A 23184-nucleotide genomic window follows, 5' to 3' on the forward strand; every position below is an offset into this window, starting at 1 on the left:
CGTCGCGCGGCTCTGGCGCAGGCGAAACGAAGGGTCAAGGAAAAGCCGCCGCTTTTTAGGGTTAAGCCCCTTGCCCTGCGCGCCCGCCCCCCGCAAGGTCGGAACCGATTTCACGGGATGGATGCTCGCCGACATGACCTCGCCCCTTTCCCGCCTGCTCGCCGCCGGTCTGTTGTTTCTGGGCGGATGCACGCAGGAACGCCCCGCGGTCGCGCCCGCGCCTCCCCCCGCCGCCGTTCAGACCGGCCCCGCGCTGTGGGAGGTGAAGGATGCGGACACGACCATCTATCTGTTCGGCACCGTCCATGTGCTCAAGCCCGATATCCACTGGTTCGACGGCGGCATAAAGCGCGCCTTCGACCGTTCGGACGAGCTGGTAGTCGAGATTGTCGAGCCGGACAATCCGGGCGCGCTCGCCAGTGTCATGGCGGGCAAGGCGCTGGCGCATGACGGGGTCAAGCTGTCGGACCGGCTGGAGCCACCGGCGCGCGCCCAATATCAGGCGGCGATGGCGGCCAACGGCTTGCCATGGCAGGCGTTCGAGGGCTTCAACCCATGGATGGCGGGCATGGCGCTGTCGGTCGCCCCGCTCGACCGGCTGGGTTATAAGGCGGAACTGGGCGCGGAAAAGACGCTGATGGCGAGCGCCCGCGCGCAGGGCAAGCGGATCGAACCGCTGGAGACGGTGGAGCAGCAGCTCGACTTTTTCGCGACCCTGCCGATGAAGCAGCAGGTGGCGTTTCTCACGAGCACGGTCGATGGCCTGACCGATATGGAGGGCCAGTTCGCCTCGCTGGTCCGGCACTGGCAGCGCGGCGAGCCGGACAAGCTGGCCAAGGAGATGAACGACTCGCTGGAAGCGACACCCGAGCTAGCGCAACTGCTGCTGATCGGCCGCAACGCCAATTGGGCGAAATGGATCAAGGCGCGGCTGGATCGTCCGGGGACCGTGTTCGTCGCGGTCGGCGCGGGGCATCTGGCGGGTGCGGGCAGCGTGCAGGACCAGTTGAGAGCGCTGGGCGTGCCATCCACTCGGGTCGGGGAATAAGGCGATGCAAGCGATATTCCGGCTGCTGGCCCTCCTCTCGCTGACGCTGGTCACGGCCTGCGACCGCGAACCGCCCGCCGCCGCGCCGCAATCCGGCCCGGCGCTCTGGCGCGTACAGCGCGGCGCGCTCGACGGCTGGCTGTTCGGCACCATCCATGTGCTGCCCAAGGGGCTGGCGTGGCAAACCCCCGCGCTGCGACAGGCGATGGGCGAGGCCGACCGGCTGGTGCTGGAGGCGGCGGATATCCAAAATCCCACCAAGACGCTCGGCCTGTTCGAAAAGATGGGGCGCAGCGCGGGCCTGCCGCCGCTGGAGGCGCGGGTGCCGACAGGCGAGAAGGCCGCGCTCGAAAAGACGATGCGCGACGGCGGCGCGAACAGCCAATATCTGTCGGGCTATGAAAGCTGGGCGGCGGCGATGCTGCTGTCGGCCGCGACGCAGCAGGCGCTGCACGTCTACCAGGACGATGGCGTCGAACAGGCGCTGATCCCCGCCTTCAAAGGGCGGCCGATCGGCGGGCTGGAAACCGTCGAGCGGCAATTCGGCGCCTTCGACAGCTTGCCCGAAGCGGCGCAGCGGCGGCTGCTCGTCCAGACCGTGCACGAGGCGAAGGGGATGAAGGCGCTCTATGAGCGCATCCTCAACGCCTGGGCGAAGGGCGACATGGCCGCGATCGACCGGGAGGACGAGATTGGCGAGCAGCCCGACCCGCAGGTCGAAGATGCGGTGCTGATCGCGCGCAACCGCGACTGGATCAAGGCGATCGAGCCGATGAAAGGCAAGCCCTTCATCGCCGTGGGCGCAGGGCATCTGACGGGCAGGAACAACCTGATCGCGTTGCTCGAAGCGAAAGGCTTCAAGGTCACGCGCGTTCAATAAGTCCCGTGGGCGGGCACGCCGCTTGCCTTTACGCCCTTTTCTGCTAAAGGGCCGCCTTCCGCTATGGTCATCCCTGGAGGCGTGGCGGAAGATTATATCAACCAAGCTTTTGGAGACACGCAATGAGCGAGCAGCTTACGCTGTCGGCCGAGGCACGCGATCGGGCAGGCAAGGGAGCCTCCCGCGCCCTCCGCCGTGAGGGCCGCGTACCCGCCGTCATCTATGGAATGAACGAAGAACCCCAGTCGATCCACGTCGAGGAAAAGCTCCTCAACAAGCAGCTCGGCACCGGCCACTTCTTCAATTCGGTCATCATGGTCGAAGTCGGCGGCAAGTCCATCCGCACGCTCGCCAAGGATGTGGCGTTCCACCCCGTATCCGACCGCCCGCTCCACGCAGACTTCCTGCGCGTGTCCGAACATGCCACCGTTCATGTCCATGTGCCGGTGCGCTTCGCCAACGAAGACGCCTCGCCGGGCCTGAAGAAGGGCGGCGTGCTCAACATCGTGGCCCATGACATCGAACTGATCGTCGATGCCGCGAACATCCCCGAAGAAGTCGTGGTCGATCTGACCGGACTGGAAGTCGGCGAATCGCTGCACATCAGCGCCGTGAAATTGCCCAAGGGCAGCAAGGCACTGCATGCCGACACCGATTTCAGCATCGCCACGGTCGTGGCCCCATCGGCTCTCAAGAGCGCCGAGGGCGAAGCCGAAGCCACCGCCGAGGCCGAATAAGCCTCTCCGGCGTCAGCCGCAGGGCTGGAAATTCCGATCCCGTCCGCCTAACCGGCGGGCGGGATTTTCTTTTGGGGAATGGCAGCGATGCAGATTTGGGCAGGCCTGGGCAATCCCGGTCCCAACTATGCGATGCACCGGCATAATGTCGGCTTCATGGCGGCGGATGTGATCGCCGACCTCCATCGCTTTTCCCCCGCGAAAAAACAGTTTCAGGGCTGGGTGCAGGAAGGGCGGATCGGCGCCGACAAGATCATCCTGCTGAAACCCGCCACCTTCATGAACGAAAGCGGCCGGGCGATCCGCGCGGCGATGGATTTCTACAAACTCGCGCCGCAGGACGTCACCGTCTTTCACGACGAACTCGACCTCGCGCCGATGCGGGTCAAGGTGAAGCGCGGCGGCGGCAATGCCGGGCATAACGGCCTGCGTTCCACCGACGCGCATATCGGGCCGGATTTCCGCCGGGTGCGGATCGGCATCGGCCATCCGGGGCACAAGGACCGCGTCCATGGCTATGTGCTCGGCAATTATCACAAGAGCGAGATCGACGCCCTGTCCGACATGCTGGGCGCGATCGGCGCGGAAGCGCCCTGGCTCGCCGCCGGAGACGACGCCCGCTTCATGAACGAGGTGGCGCTGCGGCTGGCCGACTAAGCGGTTTCTAATCGGATAGAATCATCCGATGACTCGGAAACCGCGCAATAACCTGAACCGTCAGTTTGCTTCGTTGCGCAGCCGGTGCGCCAGTTGCTCGATCTCGTCCGGCTCCAATATCCAGGTGCGCGTCTTGCGTCCCTCGCGATGCACCGGCTGGGTCAGCAGTACCCGCGCCTGCGCCTTGGCAAAGGGTTTGAACATCGCGAAATGCGTGGCGCAATCGCGCACGGTCCCGATCAGCGGCGCCTTGCCGTCCAGGTCGATGAGCGTCGCGGGCTGATCCCAGGGAATGGGGGACATGGTGAAACCTTCCTTCATTGAAGCCCTTCCAAACCACCGCCGCGTGCCATAATCAAGCCGCCAGGGCCATAAGCATCGATTGCGCCTACCCGCGATCTTCGAGCGCCTTTCATGGGGATGCCAGTGTTTCAGACGATCTCGACCGAACCCTTCACCGATCAAAAGCCCGGCACATCCGGCTTGCGCAAGAAAGTCCGCGTCTTTCAACAGCCCCATTATGCTGAAAATTTTGTCCAGTCGGTGTTCGACAGTCTCGAAGGCTTTGCGGGAGAGACGCTGGTGGTCGGCGGCGACGGGCGGTTCCTCAATCGCGAGGTGATCCAGACGGTGCTGCGGATGGCCGCCGCGAACGGCTTTGGCCGGGTGATCGTGGGTCGGGGCGGCATCCTCTCCACGCCCGCGGCGTCGCACCTGATCCGGTCATCGAGCGCGTTTGGCGGCCTGATCCTGTCGGCGAGCCATAACCCGGGCGGTCCCGACGAGGATTTCGGCATCAAATATAATGTCGCCAATGGCGGCCCCGCGCCCGAAAAAGTGACCGACGCCATTTTCGCCCGCACGCTGGAGATCACGCAGTACCGGATCGCGACGGCGGACGATGTCGATCTCGACGCGATTGGCACCAGCCTGATCGGCGCGATGACGGTCGAGGTGGTCGATCCGGTCGCCGCCTATGCGGAGCTGATGGACAGCCTGTTCGATTTCCCGGCGATCCGCGCCATGATCGCTGGCGGCTTCACCTTCGCCTTCGACGCGATGAGCGCCGTCACCGGCCCCTATGCAACCGAGATTTTCGAAAAGCGGCTGGGCGCGCCCGCCGGCACGGTGAGGAACGGAGTCCCGCTGCCCGATTTCGGCGGGCATCATCCCGATCCCAATCTGGTCCATGCGGCGGACCTCTATGCGCGGATGACCGGGCCGGACGCGCCGGATTTCGGCGCGGCGTCGGACGGCGATGGCGACCGCAACCTGATTATCGGACGGCACTGTTATGTCACGCCATCCGATTCGCTGGCGGTGCTCGCCGCGAACGCTCATCTCGCGCCCGGCTATGCGGCCGGACTGAAAGGCATCGCCCGGTCTATGCCGACCAGCGGCGCGGCCGACCGGGTGGCGCAACGGCTCGGCATCCCCCTGTATGAAACGCCGACCGGCTGGAAATATTTCGGCAATCTGCTCGATGCCGGCATGGCCACGATCTGCGGCGAGGAAAGCGCGGGAACCGGATCGGATCATGTGCGGGAGAAAGACGGCATCTGGGCGGTGCTGCTGTGGCTCAACATCCTTGCCGTCCGCCAGCAAAGCGTCGCGGCGGTCATGGCCGATCACTGGGCGCTCTATGGCCGCAACTATTATGCCCGGCACGATTATGAGGCGATCGCGAGCGAGCGGGCGGACGCACTGATGGCCGCGCTCGGCGGCAGGCTCGCCTCGCTGCCGGGGCTGGCGACCAGCGGCGGCACGATCGCGAGCGCGGATGACTTTGCTTATACCGACCCGACCGATCAGTCCGTCAGCAGCCATCAGGGGCTGCGGATCATCTTCGACGATGGCTCGCGCATCGTCTTTCGCCTGTCGGGCACGGGCACGCAGGGGGCGACCCTGCGCGTGTATATCGAACGCTATGTCGCGCCGACCGGCGATCTCGCCATGGCCACCGGCGATGCGCTCGCGCCGCTCGTCGCCGCGGCACAGGAACTGGCGGACATTCGCGGCCATTCGGGCATGGACAGGCCCAGCGTCATCACCTGACGCCCGGAAACGCGGCCCACGGCAGCGCGCTACAATCATCACAAAGCGGACATGGGCGGGCAATGAAGCGCCGTTAAGGGGTCGCGCCCATGCGCATCATCCTCACCCTCGCCGCCCTGCTGTCCGCCGCCGTCGCCCCCGCCCGCGCGGCCACCACGCAGGACGAGCAGGTCTGGCTCAACCTGACGGCGGTGGGCAGCATCTCGGGCAAGCTCGTCTATCTCGCCGAATTGCAGCCGCGCTTCGGCGACGGCGTGTCGCGCGTCGATCAGACGATCCTGCGCGGCGCACTCGGCTGGAAACTGTCGCCCACCATGACCGTCTATCAGGGCTATGCTCATATCATCGTGCCGATAGAGGGCGGACGCGACCTCAACGAGGAACGCAGCTTTCAGCAGCTTAGCTGGACACTGGGCAAGCCCTGGGGCGGCGAGCTGTCGTCGCGCTCGCGGCTCGAACAGCGCTGGCGGTCCGATGGCGACGACACGGGATGGCGGCTGCGCGAAATGCTGCGTTATGAAAAGCCGCTGAAGCCGGGAAGCCAGGCGGTCAACGCGCTGGTCTCGGTGGAAGGGTTCGTCGCGCTCAACGACACCGACTGGGGCGCACGCGGTGGCTTCGATCAGGTCCGCACTTTCGTCGGCGCGGAACTGGGGATCAAGGGCGCGTCCACGCTGGAAATCGGCTATCTCAATCAGGTCGTCAACCAGACGCGCGGGCGCACCCGCGTCAACCATGTCGCGTCGATCACCCTGATGCTGCGTCCCTAATCCCGGTCGCCCTCGTGCAGCTTCGCCCATAGCGGCGCGGTGCCAGCTTCCTGCGCCTTGTTGGTGAACTGGGCGGCGACCAGCCAGCCCTTGATCGGGCGCAACGGCAGCACGGTCGTCAGGATCAGCACCGGAATGCCGACCGCGATATGCACCCACAGGCCGGGCCGCGCCAGGATCTCCAGCATCACGATGAAGATGACGCCCGGAACGCAGGCGAACAGTTGCACGAACACCGCCGGTCCATCGGCGGGATCGGCGAAATCATAGCTGAGGTCGCACACCTCGCATCGATCGCGCACCGTCAGGAAGCCGGTGAAGATATGCCCCTCGCCGCAACGGGGGCAGCGGCCGCGCGCGCCCGTTTCCAGCGCCGATCGGCAGGGCCAGCGCCGCCCCGCCTCGTCGATCCAATATTTCTCGCCGGACTCGTCCATGATCGTTCCTCGCTTCCCGCGCGTCATGTGGGGATCACGGCGCAACGGGCAACTGGGCCTTTTGTCCCACCCTGCCATGGCCCCTTCGTCGCAAGGCTGGCCAAGCGGCGGCGAAAGCGGTATCGGCGCGGCCAATCCTTCCAGACATCAAAGGCAGTTTCATGGGTTTTCGTTGCGGTATCGTCGGGCTTCCCAATGTCGGCAAGTCCACCCTGTTCAACGCGCTGACCGAAACGCAGGCGGCGCAGGCGGCGAATTATCCTTTCTGCACGATCGAACCCAATGAAGGCCGCGTCGCCGTGCCGGACGATCGGCTCCAGACGATCGCGAAGATCGGCGGGTCGGCCAAGATCATCGAAACCCAGCTCGCCTTCGTCGATATCGCCGGTCTCGTGCGCGGCGCGTCGAAGGGCGAAGGGCTGGGCAACCAGTTCCTCGCCAACATCCGCGAAACCGACGCCATCGTCCATGTCCTGCGCTGCTTCGAGGATGACGACATCACCCATGTCGAGGGCAAGGTCGATCCGATCGCCGACGCCGAGACGGTCGAGACCGAACTGATGCTCGCCGACCTCGAATCCCTCGAAAAGCGGGTCCCCAACCTCCTGAAAAAGGGCGCGCAGGGCGACAAGGAAGCCAAGGCCGCCGCCGCCGTGCTGGGGCAGGCGCTCGACCTGCTGCGCGACGGCAAGCCCGCCCGCCTCACCCAGCCGCGCGACGAGGAAGAAGCCCGGCTGTTCGGTCAGGCGCAGTTGCTGACCGCCAAGCCCGTCCTCTACATCTGCAATGTCGAGGAAGCCGCCGCGTCGGAAGGCAATGCCTATTCCGCGCGCGTGTTCGAAAAAGCGGCGGCGGAAAAGGCGAAAGCCGTCATCGTGTCGGCCGCGATCGAGGCGGAACTCGTGACCATGCCGGTCGAGGAACGCGGCGAATATCTCGAAGCGCTCGGCCTTGCCGAAGCGGGCCTCGCGCGCATCATCCGTGCGGGCTACGAGCTGCTCGGCCTCATCACCTTTTTCACCGTGGGGCCAAAGGAAGCGCGCGCCTGGACCGTGCACAAGGGGTCGAAGGCTCCGCAGGCGGCGGGCGCGATCCACACCGATTTCGAAAAGGGCTTCATCCGCGCCGAAACCATGGCCTATGCCGACTATGTCCAGTTCGACGGCGAAGCCGGTGCGAAGGAAGCGGGCAAATGGCGGTCGGAAGGCAAGGATTATGTGACGCAGGACGGCGACATCATGCTGTTCCGCTTCAACGTCTGAGAGTCTGTTGGAAAATGCGCCTTTGGCGCATCCGCACCGGCCCGCGCCCCCACCCGGCCGCCCATCAGGATATCATGTCTGGGCGGTCGGGTGGGGGCGCGGGCCGGTGCGGCCTTCCAAAGAATGCGCTATTTCGCGCATTTCCAACCAGACTCTGATCGCGCCGCGCCCTTGCCCCTGAAGTTCGCCTTTCCCCCGAGCGTCGACGCTGACACCCGCCTTCTCGTCCTCGGCAGCCTGCCGGGTGACGCATCGATCCGGCAGGGCGAATATTATGCCCATCGCGGCAACGCTTTCTGGGCGCTGATGGGCGACGTGCTGGGCGAGGATTTGCGCGGCCAGCCCTATGCGATGCGGCTCAAGCGGCTCAAGGCCCGCCATGTCGGCCTGTGGGACGTGATCGAAAGCGCACATCGCCCCGGCAGCATGGACAGCGCCATCCGGGGCGCGGAACTGCGCGATCTCGCCGCCTTCGTCGCGCGCCTGCCCGCACTCAAGGCCGTCGCCTTCAACGGCAAGACCGCGGCCCTGCACGGCCGTCGCCAGCTCGGCGCGGCGCAGGGTCTGACGCTGATCGACCTCCCCTCCTCCAGCGGCGCCTTCGCCAGCCTCTCGCGCGACGCCAAGCGCGCCGCCTGGATGGTGATGGCGGCGCAACTGGACTGAGCCGCAACCGGGCCGAAGGCGCGCGCCGCTTGCCCTGCGATCCGGGCGGGCATAAGGAAAGGCCATGCCCCTATCGGAAGAGACCATCTATTTCGAGGATATCGCCATCGGCGATTCGATCCGCTTCGGTCCGCTCACACTGTCGCGCGAGGACAGCATCGCCTTCGCCAGCGAATTTGACGCCCAGCCATTCCACCTGTCCGACGAGGCGGCGGCCCGAACCCATTTCGGCACGCTGTCGGCCAGCGGCTGGCATACCACGGCCCTGTTCATGAAGATGTTCGTGGCCGCGATTCAGGAAAATCCGGGCCACCAGGAAGCAAGCCTCGGCGCGATCGGGGTGGACGAGCTGCGCTGGCTGCGCCCCGTGCGCCCCGGCGACACGCTGCGCGGCTCATCGCAAGTCATCGAAAAGACCCCCTCGCGCAGCCGCCCCGAAATGGGCATCGTCCGCAACAAGGTGACGCTGCTCAACCAGCATGACGAACCCGTGCTGACCATGATCCCGATCACCATGTGGCGCACCCGCCCGCAATAGCGGGGCCGCGCCCGCCTAAGTTGCCAAGGGCCAGACGATGGCCAAGCGGCTATGGTCCCCACCGCCCGCAAATTCTATGCCGCCCCGATGAACAGCCCCTCCTCCCGGCCGGCTTCGCCGCGCGCCGCCGCCCTCCCGCCCGGCCACGCCTTGCTCGCGCTGGCCGTGGTCGCGATCTGGGGCACGAATTTCGTGGTGATCCGGGTCGCGCTCGATCATCTGCCGCCGCTGCTGTTCGCGACGCTGCGCTTCACCTTCGCCTTTCTGCCAGCCGCGCTGTTCCTCCGCCGTCCCGCCGTGGCATGGCGTTCGCTCGCCGGTTATGGCCTGTTCATCGGCTTTGGCCAGTTCGGCCTGCTCTACATCGCCATGCGCGACCAGATTTCGCCGGGCCTCGCGTCGCTGGTGATCCAGAGCCAGGTTTTCTTCACCATCGCGCTCGCCATGTATTTTTCGGGCGAGCGGGTCCGCCCGTTTCAGATCGTCGCGCTGCTCCTCGCGATCGGCGGCCTCGGCCTCATATTGTCCCATTCGGACGGGACGACGACGCCGCTTGGCCTGACGCTCGTCCTCTTCGCGGCGATCAGCTGGGCGATCGGCAACCATATCGTCAAGACGAGCGGCGCGACCAACATGCTGGCCTATGTCGTCTGGTCCAGCCTGTTCGCCGTGCCGCCTCTGTTTTTGGGATCGTTCCTGCTGGAAGGCCCGGCGGCGATGAAAGCGGGCATCCTGCAAGCCGATGCGGCGACCTGGGCGGCGGTGTTGTGGCAGTCGGTCGGCAACAGCCTGTTCGCCTACGCCGCCTGGGGCTGGCTACTGACACGCCATCCCGCCGCCACGGTGACACCGACGGCGCTGCTGGTCCCGGTGTTCGGCATGGGCGCGTCGGCATGGCTGCTGGGCGAGGCGATGCCCGCCTGGAAGCTCACCGCCGCGCTTCTCGTGATGGGCGGCCTCGCCATCAATATCCTCTGGCCGTTCCTGCGACGCGCCCGCCGCTGAACAACCCGCCTATTTCCGCCCGAACAGCTTCTCGATATCGCCATGCCCCAGCTTCAAAAATGCCTCGCCGTGTGCGGCAAGCGTTTTTTAAAACTGGCGGTATGTCTGTCATGGGTGGGTAGGCGACTGTCCGTTTACGGGCACGGCAGCGGACGAAGCAGAACCGGATGGGTCAATCGTTCGGGAACGCCCCCGACGGGATGGCAGCTTCGCCTTGAGGCGTGATGGATAGCAAATAAAAGGTCGCGCCTTCATTCGCCGGTGGAATGTAGTTCTCGCTTTTTTTCACGACAGTCAAAGCATCATCCCGGTTCATGGGCGTAGCAGCCCTTGCCTGCTCCCATGCAGTAACCTCCAGCGTTGTTAGGTAGCAACCCTCGATAAGAGGCACGAGAAAACCAACACTTTCTTCGATGCTTCTGGCCGGCGGACCCGCCGGTATCTCCCACAACGCCCGCCAGTCCTCGTAACAGTCTTCCAGCAGGCCCGTTTCATTATCTCCAAGTTCCAATGCCCAACCCTTTCCGCTTTCCTCAGCGACATGCGTGCAATAGTTGGCGAGCGTCTGCAATCGGGAGCGGCACGCCGCGCGCCGAACGGCAAAAAATGGTAGATAGCGGAAATAGCAATCACGCCTGTCAAGCGACCTCGCTCGCCCTCCCCCACCCAACCCGCGCTATTTCCGCCCGAACAGCTTCTCGATATCGCCATGCCCCAGCTTCACCCAGGTCGGGCGGCCGTGGTTGCACTGGCCCGATCGCGGCGTGACTTCCATCTCGCGCAGCAAGGCGTTCATCTCCGCTACGCTCAGCACCCGCCCCGCGCGGACGGAGCCGTGGCAGGCCATGGTCGCCGCGACCAGATCCAGCCGTTCCTTCAGCGACAGCGCGCTGTCATAGGCGGCGAGATCGTCGGCAAGGTCCGTGACCAGCCCCACCGCGTCCGCCTGCCCCAGCATCGCGGGCATGGCGCGCACCAGCATCGCCGCCGGGCCGAAGCGTTCGAGGTCGAGGCCGAACGCCTGCAACTCCCCGATCCGCGCCTCCAGCCGGTCGCAGGCAGGTTCGTCCAGTTCCACAACCTCGGGCAGCAGCAGCGCCTGCGACGCCACCCGACCGCCATCATCCTGGCTTTCCATCGCGCGCCGCATCCGCTCCAGCGTCAGCCGCTCATGCGCCGCATGCTGGTCGACGATGACGAGGCCGTCCTGCGCCTCCGCGACGATATAGGTGCGCGCCACCTGCCCGCGCGCGACGCCGAGCGGAAAGTCCTGCGCGAGCGGTGGCGGCGCGGCGGCGGCTTCGGCGCGGGCCTGCGGCGGGGGCGTCATGAAGCTCGCGCGGCGATCGGCGAACTGGCTGGCCGCCAGGATGTCCCCGCCCACCCCGACAGCATCGAAGATCGGCATCGCCCCGATCGGCGTCGGCGAAACCGGCTCGCTCCGCCAGGCCGAAAGCGCGGCGGGATCGGCATGCTGCACTGCCCGAAAACCTCCTGCATCGAGCGCGCGGCGCAGGCCCGACACGATCATCCCCCGGATCAGCGCCGGCTCGCGAAACCGCACCTCGGTCTTGGCGGGATGGACGTTGACGTCGACTTCCAGCGGCGGCACGTCGAGGAACAGCGCCACCACCGGATGCCGGTCGCGCGCCAGTAGATCGGCATAAGCGCCGCGCACCGCGCCGATCAGCAGCCGGTCGCGCACCGGGCGGCCATTGACGAACAGATATTGGTGATCGCCCACGCCGCGATTATAGGTCGGCAGCGACGCGACGCCCGACAGGGCGATGCCCTCTCGCTCCAGAGCAATGATGACATGATTCTGCGCCAGCGCGCGATCGGTGAGCGCCGCCACCCGATCCTCCCGCGCCTCGCCAGCCTGCACCCCCAGCACCCGCCGCCCGTCATGTTCAAGGCTGAAGGCGACGGCCGGATGCGCCATGGCGAGCCGCCGCACGACATCGAGGCAGGCGGCATATTCCGATTTGGCCGAGCGCAGGAACTTGCGGCGAGCGGGCACTTTGCCGAACAACTGGTCCACGGTGACGCGGGTGCCGGGCGGCAGCGCCGCCGGCCCCTCGCTCGCCAGCACGCCATTATCGACCGTGCGGTTCCACCCGTCCGCGCCACGGGGGCGGCTGTCGATCGCCAGCCGGGCGACGCTGGCGATCGACGGCAGCGCTTCCCCCCTGAACCCCAGCGTCGCGACATTTTCTATCGCATCATCAGGCAGTTTGGAGGTGGCATGCCGCTCCAGCGCGAGCGCGATCTCCTCTGGCGCCATGCCGCAACCATCGTCGCTCACCTCGATCCGGTCGAGGCCGCCATTAGCGATGCGGATGGCAATCCGGCCCGCCCCGGCGTCCAGCGCATTCTCCACGATTTCCTTGAGCGCGCTGGCGGGCCTTTCCACCACTTCACCGGCAGCGATACGATTGACCAGATGTTCGGGCAGGCGGCGTATTGACATTGATTAGTGACTAGCCCAAGCGAACGCCTTCCGCGACCCGCCTGCCCTCATATTTTTTTGCCCAAGAGACATGAAGCTGGCTGGCGGCGCGGCAAGTGATCGAAAATCGTGTCGCTCCAGCCCCCGGAGCGGCTCGCTGAACAGGATACCGCATGTCGATCTTTTCGCGTCTCTTCAAGCTTTCGTCGCAGGATATGGCCATCGACCTCGGCACCGCCAATACGGTGGTCTATGTGCGCGGGCGCGGCATCGTGCTCAACGAACCCTCGGTCGTCGCGGTCGAAACGCTGAACGGCATCAAGCGGGTCAAGGCCGTGGGCGACGACGCCAAGCTGATGATGGGCAAGACCCCCGATTCGATCGAGGCGATCCGGCCGCTGCGCGATGGCGTGATCGCCGACATCGACGTCGCCGAACAGATGATAAAGCATTTCATCACCAAGGTGCATGGCGGCAAGTCGCGCCCCTGGCGATTCCCCGAAATCGTGATCTGCGTCCCCTCCGGCTCGACCAAAGTCGAACGCCGCGCGATCCGCGACGCCGCCAGCAATGCGGGCGCGAGCCAGGTGTTCCTGATCGAAGAGCCGATGGCCGCCGCGATCGGCGCGGACATGCCCGTGACCGAACCGATCGGCTCGATGGTGGTCGATATCGGCGGCGGCACGACCGAAGTCGCCGTGTTGTCGCTGCGCGGCCTCGCCTACACCACGTCGGTCCGCGTCGGCGGTGACAAGATGGACGAGGCGATCGTCTCCTTCGTGCGCCGTCACCACAACCTGCTGATCGGCGAAGCCACGGCGGAGCGGATCAAGAAGCAGTTCGGCGTCGCCCAGCCGCCCGAAGATGGCGTGGGCGAGACGATCCACATCAAGGGCCGCGACCTCGTCAACGGCGTGCCCAAGGAAATCTCGATCAACCAGGGCCAGCTCGCCGACGCGCTGGCCGAACCGATCAGCACCATCGTCGAGGGCGTGCGCATCGCGCTGGAAAATACCGCGCCCGAACTGGCAGCCGATATCGTCGATCAGGGCATCGTGCTGACCGGCGGCGGCGCGCTGCTCAAGGGGCTGGACGATGAATTGCGCGACGAAACCGGCCTGCCCGTGACCATTGCCGAAGATCCGCTGACCTGCGTCGCGATCGGCACCGGGCGGGCGATGGAAGATCCCATGTTCCGGGGCGTGCTTCAGACCGGCTGAACGCGTGCCAGGCCCCAATGTCAGGCCCTCAGGGGGAGCATTAAGCAATGGCGCGGCCACCTAGCCGACGCCCCGGTCAAAACCGGAAGGCGCAATATAGCCTGTTCGCCAGCTATGTCATCGCGATGACGGGCGCGGCGATCGGGCTGTTGCTGGTCGTCGTCGCGATATTCGATCCGACCGGCTTTTCCGCGATCCGCGCCGGGACGGCGGAAATCACGCGCCCTGCGTCCAGCGCCCTCAAGAATATGGTGAGCGGCGTCAGTTCCATCGACGAGGTGCTGGCCGCCTATTTCCGCGCCGGATCGCAAAATGTCGGATTGCGGCGGCAGGTCGAGGCGGACCGCAACCGCATCATCGAGGCCAAGGCGATCGCGCAGGAAAATGCCCGCCTCAAAAAGCTGCTCAAGCTGGTCGATGAGGATGGCAGCGAAGTGCTGAGCGCGCGCCTCATCAGTTCCTCCTCCACCAGCACCCACCGCTTCGCCCGCCTGAATGCAGGTCGCAGCCAGGGGATCGGGCCGGGTATGCCGGTGCGCGCGCCCGAAGGGCTGATCGGCCGGATCTTCAGCGCGACGCCCAACACCGCCGATGTGCTGCTGCTGACCGACAACAGCAATATCGTGCCGGTGCGCCGCGCGAGCGACAATATCCCCGCCATTTCAACGGGGTCCGGCGATGGCGCGCTGGAAATCCGTGCCCTGTCGGCGGGGCGCAACCCGTTCCGGCCCGGCGACCTGCTGGTCACGTCCGGGATCGGCGGCATCTACCAGCCCAATATTCCCGTGGCGGTGGTCGTCCGCATCCAGGGCGAGATCGCCTATGGCGTGCCGCTCGCGAACCCGGCCAAGGTCGATGCGGTGGTGGTGGAGCGCGCCTTCGAACAGGTCGTGACCCGGCCCGATCCCGCAGCGCCCGGCGGCGTCGCGCCCGCCTCCAACGCATCCGCCCCGTGATCGACCGGAATCTCCAGCCGGTTTCGCGGCTTGGCCGCCATCCGTCCCGCTTCAGGCTGGTGGGCACCCCGGCCATCACCGTACTGCTGGGATCGCTGGTAACGGCGCTGCCCATCGTCGCCCAGTCGCCGGTGGTCCCGCCCTTCGGCCTGTTGCTTTTGCTGTCCTGGCGCTTGCTGCGGCCCGAAATGTGGCGCGCATGGATCGCACTGCCGCTCGGCCTGTTCGACGACATGACCAGCGGCCAGCCGATCGGATCGGCGATGTTCCTGTGGACCGTGACCCTGATCGCGATCGACACGGTCGAACAACGGCTTTTGTGGCGCGATTATCGGCAGGACTGGCTGATCGCCGCCATCGCGATCCTGTTCTGCATCAGCGGCGGGCTGTTCTTCGTGCGTGTGACCGGCGGCGGCAATGTCGGGCTTTGGCTCGTTCTGCCGCAAATCATCTGGACGATCTTGCTGTTTCCCTTCGTGGTGAGGCAATGTGCGCGGATCGACCACTGGCGCGTTATGGCATGAAATTCCTCCGATCACCCCGCAAGATCATTACCGAAGCCGCCCAATCCTTCACCTTCACCCGCCGGGCGATGGTGGTGGGCGGCATTCAGGGCGGGATCGGCGCGCTGCTCGCGGGCCGGATGGCGTGGATCAGCATCGCCGAGAATGAGAAATACAAGCTGCTGTCGGAAAGCAACCGGGTCAACCTGACCCTCATTCCGCCGCGCCGTGGCTGGATCATCGATCGCAATGGTCGCCCGATCGCCAACAACCGCACCGATTTTCGCGTCGATCTCATCCCCGAGCGGGTCAAGGATGTCGACGCCACGGTCGGCAGCCTCGCCCATCTGCTCGCGCTCGCCCCGGACGAGGTCGACCGCATCAAGGAGGAGCTGGACAAGGCGCAGGGTTTCCGTCCGGTGCAGGTCGCCGAAAACCTGACCTATGACCAGTTCGCCGCGATCAGCGTGCGCCTGCCCGACCTGCCCGGCGTCGCCCCGACGCAGGGATTTTCGCGCTATTATCCCGCTGGCGCTTCGGTCGGCCATCTGCTCGGCTATGTCGGCGCGGCGTCGGCCAAGGATTATGAGGCGCGCAAGGACCCGCTGCTCATCACGCCGGGGTTCAAGGTCGGCAAGGACGGTCTCGAAAAATCCTTCGACCGCTTCCTGACCGGCAAGCCCGGCGCGAAACGGGTCGAGGTGACGGCGCGCGGCAAGATCGTGCGCGAACTGACGACGCGGCCCGACACGCCGGGCAAGACCATCCGCCTGACCATCGATGCGGGCTTGCAGGAATATGCGGGGCGCCGCCTCGCCACCCAGAGCGGGTCGGTGGTGGTGATCGATTGCCATAATGGCGACGTGCTCGCCATGGCGTCGATGCCCAGTTTCGATCCCAACAGTTTTTCCGACGGCATCAGCCATCTCGAATGGGAAATGCTGTCGAAGGACGATCATGTCCCCCTGCGCAACAAGGTGTTGCAGGGCCTGTATCCGCCCGGATCGACGGTCAAGCCGATGGTCGCGCTGTCGCTGCTGGAGGCCGGGGTCAAGCCGGAGGACACCGTGAACTGCTCTGGCGCGGTGCGGGTCGGCAACACGCTGTTCCACTGCTGGAGCCGGCGCGGCCATGGCGCGGTCAACATGCATCGCGGCATCGCCCAGAGCTGCGACATTTATTTCTACCAGATGGCCCAGCGGGTCGGCATGAACGTGATCGCGGATATGGCGCGGCGCGTGGGCATGGGCCAGAAATTCGATCTGCCCTTTCCCAGCCAAAGCTATGGCACGGTGCCCGACCCCGCGTGGAAAATGAAGAAATATGGCAAGAAATGGGAGGTGTATGACACGGTCAACGCCACCATCGGCCAGGGCTATATGCTCATCAACCCGCTGCAAATGGCGATCATGGCCGCTCGGCTCGCGTCGGGGCGGCAACTCCAGCCCAATTTCATCGCAGGCGCACGCCGTCCCGAGCCGCTCTCGGTCGGTGCGTCGCCCGAGCATCTGGCGGTCATCCGCGAGGCGATGAGCGCGGTGGTCAATGGCGGCGGCACCGGCGGCGCGGCGCGCATGAACGTGCCCGGCGTGCTGATTGCAGGCAAGACCGGCACCGCGCAGGTGCGCCGCATCACCATGGCGGAGCGCGCGGGCGGCGTGCGCGGCAATGCGTCCCTGCCCTTCAAGCTGCGCGATCATGCCTTGTTTCAGGGGTTCGCGCCGTTCGACAACCCCCGCTACGCCGTCGCCTGCATCCTCGAACATGGCGGCCACACCAACCGCATCGAGGACGCGCCGATGATCGCCAGCGATACGCTGTCCTATCTGTTCGATCCGGCCAAGGCGCTGGAAAAGCTGGAAACGCTGGAAAAAGGCTGGGGCGGCCCGCCTGCCGAGCGTATGGCGCGGCAGATGGCCGCCTTCCGTCTCGCCAAGGCGATCGAAAAGGGCGAAGTTCCGCCGGAAGCCGCGAACGCCGCGGACAATGGAGCGGCCCCCGCCGCCAGCAACGCCACCATTCCCCCTCCCCGGACCGCGCCGGAACAGGATGCCACCGGCGTCGATGATGTGCCACCGCCCCCCGGCTCACCCCCTGCGGGCAACAGCGCCACGCCATGAGCATCATCCCCCAATCGCTGACCGATTTTCCCTGGCGCGTGCTGGCGCTGCTGCTCGCCATCGCCTTTTTCGGCACGCTGGTCCTCTACAGCGCCGCCGGGGGGAGCATTACGCCCTGGGCGATCAACCAGGGCGTGCGCTTCTGCGTGTTTTCGGTCATGGCGCTGGTACTCAGCCGCGTGCCGCTGGAGCATGTGGCGCGCCTGGCCTTCCCCGCTTATGCCGCTCTCCTGATCGCATTGGTGCTGGTCGAGCTGATCGGCGGCGTGGCCGGGGGCAGCCAGCGCTGGATCAACCTCGGCTTCATGCAGTTGCAGCCCTCCGAATTCATGAAGCCGGTCATCGTCCTCGCGGTCGCGCGCTTCTATGCGCTGCTGCCCGTGGGGGAAATCCGCCGCTGGGGCGCGATCTGGCCCGCGCTGGGCCTCATCGGCCTGCCCGCCGCGCTGGTGCTGGTCCAACCCGACCTCGGCACCGCGATGATGATCGCGGCCGGCGGCATCACCGTCATGTTCCTCGCCGGCCTGCCCCTGCGGCTGTTTGTAGGATCGGGCCTGGCCGTCGCCGCAATCATTCCAATCGCCTTCAGCTTCTTGCACGACTATCAAAAAAACCGCGTCCTGATCTTCCTCGACCCCGAAAGCGATCCGCTGGGCGCCGGCTATCACATCAGCCAGTCCAAAATCGCGATCGGATCCGGCGGAATTTTCGGCAAAGGCTTCCTCAACGGCACGCAAAGCCATCTCGACTATCTGCCCGAAGGCCACACCGATTTCGTATTCGCAACCATGGCGGAGGAATGGGGGATGATGGGCGGCATCTTCCTGATCGGCGCATTCGCCCTGCTGTTCCGATGGGGAATTCGCGTAGGCCTGCGCACCCCCGACAAATTCGCGCGGATGACCGCAGCGGGCCTTACCACCACGATCTTCTTCTATGTTGCCATCAACCTGATGATGGTGATGGGTCTCGCGCCCGTAGTCGGTATCCCGCTGCCCTTCATGTCATACGGCGGCTCTTCGATGCTCACCGTCATGCTGTGCGTCGGCATCATCATGTCGATCGACCGATCAACCAAAAAGCGTTCTGGAGGAATGCGCGACTGGGGCTGAATCGCGATGCTGTGCGATTTGCCGAACCCCCAGTCATTTTATGTTTGCAAAGCCCGACGATCATGCTAACCGCGCGCCTCCAGACGGAACATGTCTTAGGCAAGGCTTCCGAACGGTAGTGTGGACGCATAGCTCAGTTGGTAGAGCAGCTGACTCTTAATCAGCGGGTCCTTGGTTCGAGCCCAAGTGCGTCCACCATATTTTCTTAGCAGATACAGCCACTTACCACACCCGGCGACGGGTCTTACAGGCCACCCTTAAGCGTCGTGTAAGAGCAGTGTAAGAACGCGGTCACGGTTGCACTCATGTGCCCGATACGTCATGTGTCGCCTTGCAGCCGAGGTATGCAGGGATCCGTCCAGGCTGCATAAATCTGGAAATGCCCTGCTGCTGGTCTTATGCGCGATGTTCGGCTCATCAAGAGGCACGCGCACGATACGGAGGAACTCATATGCAGTTCACCTTCGCCATCGAAACCAGTAAGCCTAGCGGGTCTACCTTCCGCCTAGCCCTGGGGATCACAATCCCCGTGGTTCTGGTTCTGATGGCACTGCTCGCCGGGCTAAGATGACGGGAAAGGGGTGCCTCGGAAACGGGCACCCCTTTTCACTACACTCCCGCTGTGATGAAAAGCCGATGGGGCATGTGTCAATCTTGCTGATATCGGTCCCGATGGCCGACAAAAAATAACCGAGCGCGATTTTGCTCGATTTGCAGATCGGTGATTGTCTAACTTTTTGGACCTTCGAGCACCCTGAACCAGTCTCGAATCGCGAGCTTCAGTCGGTCAACCTCGTCGTCCGCAAGGACGCCGCAGTGGGCGATCGTTCCCCGCAGCATGTTGAGCGCCGCCATCACCCGCGACACGGCGGACTGATTACTCAGCATCCCCGCAAAGTCGGACCAGTTGGCGCGTATTATGTCCCCGAGTTGGCCAAAGGTCGTATAGTCAATATCGTCCTCCGACCGGACAGACACGGCAGCCTGTGCCTCGCGCTCACGATTCTTTCGCACCTCTTCAAGGACACCGGGCGGAACGCGAGTGTCCCACCATTTTGCACCGTGCGCGGCTTCCATGGTTTCAACGATGAGGCGGCGAATGTCATTTTCGAGGAGGTAGAATATCTCGTAGTAGCGGGACATGTGAGCAGCGTTCTTGCGATTGGCTAGATCGAACTGCTTGATGAAGGGTTCGAGCTGTTCGTCATCAGCTTGGCTCAGACCGGGCTGCTGGCCGGTATTATACTCGGCCAACGTCGTTCGTAGCCCTGCCTCGATGACAGCGCACTTGAGCACAAACAGTTCGACGGTGTGGTCACTCATGACAACAGGTTCGCCTTCAGGCTCCTGAATATCGCGTTGTAGACCTCGACGTTTGTTGTCTCCGGGAGCATGACGTTGATGTTATAGGCGAGTTGCAGACGACCACCGCCACCGCTGTTTTGATCGGCTGGCGGTGGTGGCCCATCGTAGGACTGGCCAGATTCGCCCTGATCTTCGCTTCCGGCATCTTCGCGCGCTAACTTGGCGTAATCCTGAAACGCTTGAAATGTGGTCAGGATGTAGCGAACGATCCCCTCTTTTTTTGGGAGGCCCGTGATTGCCACTATCACGTCAATAAGCGCGGGTTCGTCAGCCTTGTGCGCGTACTGATTGCGGCGGAATATTTCGCCGAAACCGTTCCGCGAAGCCTGGAGGGCAGCAGCAGCACGTCCTGCATCGGTCTGAAACTGCGCATAAAGCTCGGTGGGCGCGCCCGTCTGGCTGAGTAGCCCCGTTGCTTTCAGAATTGGAATAATTGGTCGCGCGGCTCCGCCCGTTGCACCCATGACCGTGCCGAGAAAGTCGGTATTGAAGATGCCCGGTTTCTCCGAAGTTGGGATTTTCTCCAATACCCTCTTCAACACGCCGGGGCTGGATGTGTAAGGAAGCCCGCCGGGTATCTTGCGACGTGCGGTCTTTTCGGAAGTGGTCGGCGCTGCCGCCGCCTCTGCGGGCGCTGCCGCTGCCTTCTGTTCAGATGCCAATTCTAATCCCCTTTACGGTGATCCTGACTGACAATGAGGTGAATCGCAAGTCGCGGCCAAGTCGGGCGCGCGTGGCGAACTTGAGGGCGCTTCTTACACCGCTCTTACACGCCCCGTTTATGAGCGAACAAAACGGAAGCAACGGAGTCGCTTGCCGGTCCAGAGCCACAAATTGGACGTTAGATTGTCGAGACAGCAACGCCCCGCACCCTAAGCGGAACGTCAGGGGCCCTTTCTGCATATTCCGCAAAGTTTGATCGCAAAAATTTTGCATGGAACCGTCAACGCGGAGCGATGACCGTTGAGGCGCTCGCGGTACTCTCACGAGCAGATGGGTCATTCGCCGATCCGGATCGCGGCATCAGCTCTCATACAAATTCCCTGTGGATGCCCAAAGCGCCGGGCATCCACAGGGTCGTTAGCCAATTAACGGTCGTTATGAGAGGTCAGAAGCTATACTCCAAACGCAGACCATATGTCCGCGGCAGACCGGCATTATAGCTGGTGCCAAAAGGTACGAGCGTCTGACGGCGTGTGACATATTCCTTGTTGAACAGGTTGTTCACATAGAAGCCGATGCGCAGGTCCATACCCGGAGGGCTGACATAGCCCGACGCATTCGCCAGGAACAGCTTGCCGTCCCGATCATACATCAAATTGCCGCCAGCGCCGGGCTGGTAGTTGATCGACGAACGGTACGTCGCGAGACCCGAAAGCGAAGCCGACCATGCGCCGACAGCGAATTCGTAATTGGCGCTGAACGATCCCGACCATGACGGAGCCTGTGGCGGCGCCGTGCCGGTGAGGTTTGTTATCGGGTCGTAATTGAGGTTGGGCGAACCATCGGGATTGGTGCGAACGGGATCACAGTTGACCAATCCGCCCTTAAAGCACGCAAGCCCTATGACGCCATCAAACGGCTTGTACCGCGGATGTTGCCAGGCGCCCGTGATACCGAAGCTCAGACCTTCGGTCGGAGCAATCTGTGCCTCAACTTCAAGGCCGTAATTTTCCAGGTTCGCGCTCTGGGTGACGGAGCCACCCTGCGTGACGTCACGAAGCGTCTGCGCTTGCAGCCCCTTGTTCTTGAAGTAGAAGGCAGCCGCGTTCAGGTGAACCCGGTTGTCCAGCATCGAATGCTTGATGCCGATCTCGTGACTGGTGATCTTTTCCGGCTGGACCGGCGGAGTCGGTGTAAGCTGCGAGTCGTTGAAGCCGCCCGCCTTGAAGCCGCGAGTGAAGCTGTAATAGATGTTCGTCGGCCCGTTATCCCAGGCCAGCACGAAACGCGGCGTAAACGCACGCTGTGCCACACGCAGATCCACACCCCATGGGAAGCCATATGCCGACCCCGTCATGCCGCGCTCGTCATAGGTATAACGTCCACCAACCGTCACCTTGATTTCGTCGGTAAGCTTATAATAGCCTTCCAGGAACGCGGCGTAGGAACTTGTGGTCCCGACGTTCAGGAAACCATCCGTCGTGCTGTCGGACAGCGCGGGGAGAGATGTAGGCGTTATAAAAGCTGCCCGGAAATGACGCTTGTCGTGCAGATAGCTCACGCCGAACAGATATTGGAACCGGCCGTCCAGCTTCGAGGCGACCTGAAGGTCCTGCGAATACGTATTGCCGCCGATGTCCGCGCCGGCATATTCGAACAGCAGCAGTGGTGTCATATCCGTATCGCCGCCATTATGGCGGGTCGATTGATGGCGATAAGTCGTCGTACTCGTCAGGTCGAAGTTACCGAAATCAAAATTCATCTTGAGGTTGGCGCCGTAGAATTTCGTATGAGAAGGCGGCACAAATGATTCATTTTGCTGCTCGTAGAAACCGAGCGTGGTATCGATAGCACCAGGCGCAATAACGCAGCCCAGGCACGTTGCGTCCTTACGCCCCAAAGTGCCCGTCCGCGTCACGGTGCTGCGGAGGTCATAATATTCGCCCCCAAGCACGATGTCGGTCGTGCCGGGATTCCAGCGCAGCTTCGCTCTTACGTGATAATTTTTTTCCCAGCCATTATCGCTGTCGGTCGTCACATTATGGATGAAACCGCCATTATGCTTGTAGCCGCCGTTCACGCGCAGGGCGAGATCTTCGCCCAGCGGCAGGTTGATCATGGCGTCCAGCTGCTGATGATCGATGTTGCCGAGTTCGCCGCGTACCCGTCCCTCGAACTTGTTCGTAGGATCGGCGCTGTTGATGATGATCACGCCCGCCGAAGAATTGCGGCCATACAGCGTGCCCTGCGGACCGCGAAGCACCTGGATGCTGCTGATGTCGAAATTGTCGAGAAGCTCGTTCACGCCAACGGTGTTGGTCAGATACGCGCCATCTTCATAAACAGCGACCGGGCTTTCCAGACCGGCAGCCGTGAAAGCCACGCCAAGTCCGCGAATATTGGGCGAGAAGAAGCCCGCGCTGACGGTGAAATTCGCGCCTGGCGTCACTGTCGCGATATCGGAGATCTTGGCCAGGCCAAGCTTCTGGACGGTGTCGGCCGTCACGGCGGTCACCGCAATCGGGGTGTCCTGCAATCTTTCGGATTTGCGCTGAGCGGTGACGACGATATCGGCAGCGCCACTGCTGGCTGCTTCCGCCGGAGCGTTGCCGGCCGGGGCTTGCGCGTAGCTCGTCGAAGCGAGCAGGCCGCTAAGCACAACGGCCACTGGTCCCAATCTTTTCATAATACTCTCCCTTTACTTCTGATTCGTTTATTTAGGCTTATTAAGTCTAAATAAT

The 23184-nt window shown here is 63.9% G+C and carries 22 protein-coding genes and 1 tRNA gene; 16 read left to right on the forward strand and 7 right to left on the reverse strand.

Annotation, left to right across the window (positions count from 1 at the left end):
* Positions 1 to 133: 133 nt before the first annotated feature.
* From ACODSN_RS14110 to pth, 4 genes are all read left to right on the forward strand, one after another.
* Entirely contained in the window at positions 134 to 1048 is a 915-nt protein-coding gene (locus ACODSN_RS14110; protein ID WP_489056124.1) for a TraB/GumN family protein, read from the forward strand.
* A 4-nt stretch (positions 1049 to 1052) separates the two neighbouring features.
* A complete protein-coding gene (locus ACODSN_RS14115; RefSeq protein WP_489056125.1) occupies positions 1053 to 1928 on the forward strand; it encodes a TraB/GumN family protein in 876 nt (291 codons plus the stop codon).
* A 122-nt stretch (positions 1929 to 2050) separates the two neighbouring features.
* Positions 2051 to 2665 (forward strand): 50S ribosomal protein L25/general stress protein Ctc, encoded by a 615-nt coding sequence (locus ACODSN_RS14120; RefSeq protein WP_489056126.1) that lies wholly within the window; start codon positions 2051 to 2053, stop codon positions 2663 to 2665.
* 87 nt (positions 2666 to 2752) lie between these two features.
* Complete coding sequence (gene pth, locus ACODSN_RS14125; RefSeq protein WP_489056127.1) at positions 2753 to 3322, forward strand: aminoacyl-tRNA hydrolase; 570 nt, start codon at positions 2753 to 2755, stop codon at positions 3320 to 3322.
* Between the two features lie 60 nt (positions 3323 to 3382).
* Here the strand turns inward: pth and ACODSN_RS14130 are convergent, their stop codons facing one another.
* Positions 3383 to 3625: a hypothetical protein gene (locus ACODSN_RS14130; protein ID WP_489056128.1), complete on the reverse strand. Its 243-nt coding sequence runs from the start codon at positions 3623 to 3625 to the stop codon at positions 3383 to 3385.
* Between the two features lie 123 nt (positions 3626 to 3748).
* On the opposite strand from ACODSN_RS14130, the gene ACODSN_RS14135 reads away from it, so the two are divergent.
* Positions 3749 to 5377: an alpha-D-glucose phosphate-specific phosphoglucomutase gene (locus ACODSN_RS14135; RefSeq protein WP_489056129.1), complete on the forward strand. Its 1629-nt coding sequence runs from the start codon at positions 3749 to 3751 to the stop codon at positions 5375 to 5377.
* Positions 5378 to 5466: 89 nt separating this feature from the next.
* Positions 5467 to 6147 carry a DUF2490 domain-containing protein gene (locus tag ACODSN_RS14140; protein ID WP_489056130.1) on the forward strand — a complete coding sequence of 227 codons (681 nt, stop codon included), beginning with the start codon at positions 5467 to 5469 and terminating at the stop codon, positions 6145 to 6147.
* Here ACODSN_RS14140 and ACODSN_RS14145 read toward each other — a convergent pair.
* On the reverse strand, positions 6144 to 6584 hold the full coding sequence (locus ACODSN_RS14145) for a DUF983 domain-containing protein (protein WP_489056131.1): 441 nt from the start codon (positions 6582 to 6584) through the stop codon (positions 6144 to 6146). The genes ACODSN_RS14140 and ACODSN_RS14145 overlap by 4 nt on opposite strands.
* 161 nt (positions 6585 to 6745) lie before the next feature.
* Between ACODSN_RS14145 and ychF the strand changes: the two genes are divergently transcribed.
* The 4 genes from ychF (at position 6746) to ACODSN_RS14165 (ending at position 10055) form a co-directional block, all read left to right on the forward strand.
* Positions 6746 to 7846 (forward strand): redox-regulated ATPase YchF, encoded by a 1101-nt coding sequence (gene ychF / locus ACODSN_RS14150; RefSeq protein ID WP_489056132.1) that lies wholly within the window; start codon positions 6746 to 6748, stop codon positions 7844 to 7846.
* Positions 7847 to 7969: 123 nt separating this feature from the next.
* Entirely contained in the window at positions 7970 to 8512 is a 543-nt protein-coding gene (locus ACODSN_RS14155) for a DNA-deoxyinosine glycosylase (RefSeq protein WP_489056133.1), read from the forward strand.
* 64 nt (positions 8513 to 8576) lie between these two features.
* Positions 8577 to 9050: a MaoC family dehydratase gene (locus tag ACODSN_RS14160; protein ID WP_489056134.1), complete on the forward strand. Its 474-nt coding sequence runs from the start codon at positions 8577 to 8579 to the stop codon at positions 9048 to 9050.
* A gap of 51 nt (positions 9051 to 9101) precedes the next feature.
* A complete protein-coding gene (locus ACODSN_RS14165) occupies positions 9102 to 10055 on the forward strand; it encodes an EamA family transporter (protein WP_489056135.1) in 954 nt (317 codons plus the stop codon).
* A 172-nt stretch (positions 10056 to 10227) separates the two neighbouring features.
* Here the strand turns inward: ACODSN_RS14165 and ACODSN_RS14170 are convergent, their stop codons facing one another.
* Together ACODSN_RS14170 and mutL are read right to left on the reverse strand one after the other, a co-directional pair.
* Positions 10228 to 10626, reverse strand: coding sequence for a hypothetical protein (locus ACODSN_RS14170; RefSeq protein WP_489056136.1), 399 nt, complete (start codon positions 10624 to 10626; stop codon positions 10228 to 10230).
* Positions 10627 to 10731: 105 nt separating this feature from the next.
* Positions 10732 to 12525 carry a DNA mismatch repair endonuclease MutL gene (mutL, locus tag ACODSN_RS14175; protein ID WP_489056137.1) on the reverse strand — a complete coding sequence of 598 codons (1794 nt, stop codon included), beginning with the start codon at positions 12523 to 12525 and terminating at the stop codon, positions 10732 to 10734.
* A gap of 152 nt (positions 12526 to 12677) precedes the next feature.
* Here mutL and ACODSN_RS14180 point away from each other — a divergent pair, with 152 nt between their 5' ends.
* The 6 genes from ACODSN_RS14180 to ACODSN_RS14205 all read left to right on the forward strand — a co-directional run bounded on the left by ACODSN_RS14180 (position 12678) and on the right by ACODSN_RS14205 (position 18613).
* Entirely contained in the window at positions 12678 to 13724 is a 1047-nt protein-coding gene (locus ACODSN_RS14180) for a rod shape-determining protein (RefSeq protein WP_489056138.1), read from the forward strand.
* A gap of 47 nt (positions 13725 to 13771) precedes the next feature.
* Positions 13772 to 14680 carry a rod shape-determining protein MreC gene (gene mreC / locus ACODSN_RS14185; RefSeq protein WP_489056139.1) on the forward strand — a complete coding sequence of 303 codons (909 nt, stop codon included), beginning with the start codon at positions 13772 to 13774 and terminating at the stop codon, positions 14678 to 14680.
* Complete coding sequence (gene mreD, locus ACODSN_RS14190) at positions 14677 to 15204, forward strand: rod shape-determining protein MreD (RefSeq protein WP_489056140.1); 528 nt, start codon at positions 14677 to 14679, stop codon at positions 15202 to 15204. The genes mreC and mreD overlap by 4 nt, the downstream gene beginning before the upstream one ends.
* On the forward strand, positions 15201 to 17303 hold the full coding sequence (mrdA, locus tag ACODSN_RS14195; protein ID WP_489056141.1) for a penicillin-binding protein 2: 2103 nt from the start codon (positions 15201 to 15203) through the stop codon (positions 17301 to 17303). Before mreD ends, mrdA begins: the two co-directional genes overlap by 4 nt.
* Positions 17300 to 18415, forward strand: coding sequence for a rod shape-determining protein RodA (gene rodA, locus ACODSN_RS14200; RefSeq protein WP_489056142.1), 1116 nt, complete (start codon positions 17300 to 17302; stop codon positions 18413 to 18415). The genes mrdA and rodA overlap by 4 nt, the downstream gene beginning before the upstream one ends.
* Positions 18416 to 18537: 122 nt before the next feature.
* A tRNA-Lys gene (locus tag ACODSN_RS14205) sits at positions 18538 to 18613 on the forward strand.
* Between the two features lie 531 nt (positions 18614 to 19144).
* Here ACODSN_RS14205 and ACODSN_RS14210 read toward each other — a convergent pair.
* The 3 genes from ACODSN_RS14210 to ACODSN_RS14220 form a co-directional block, all read right to left on the reverse strand.
* On the reverse strand, positions 19145 to 19738 hold the full coding sequence (locus ACODSN_RS14210) for a Swt1 family HEPN domain-containing protein (protein WP_489056143.1): 594 nt from the start codon (positions 19736 to 19738) through the stop codon (positions 19145 to 19147).
* A complete protein-coding gene (locus tag ACODSN_RS14215; RefSeq protein ID WP_489056144.1) occupies positions 19735 to 20442 on the reverse strand; it encodes a DUF5343 domain-containing protein in 708 nt (235 codons plus the stop codon). Before ACODSN_RS14215 ends, ACODSN_RS14210 begins: the two co-directional genes overlap by 4 nt.
* A 446-nt stretch (positions 20443 to 20888) precedes the next feature.
* Positions 20889 to 23111: a TonB-dependent receptor gene (locus ACODSN_RS14220; protein ID WP_489056145.1), complete on the reverse strand. Its 2223-nt coding sequence runs from the start codon at positions 23109 to 23111 to the stop codon at positions 20889 to 20891.
* Between the last annotated feature and the right edge of the window lie 73 nt (positions 23112 to 23184).

Source organism: Sphingobium sp. FG11, assembly GCF_057809915.1.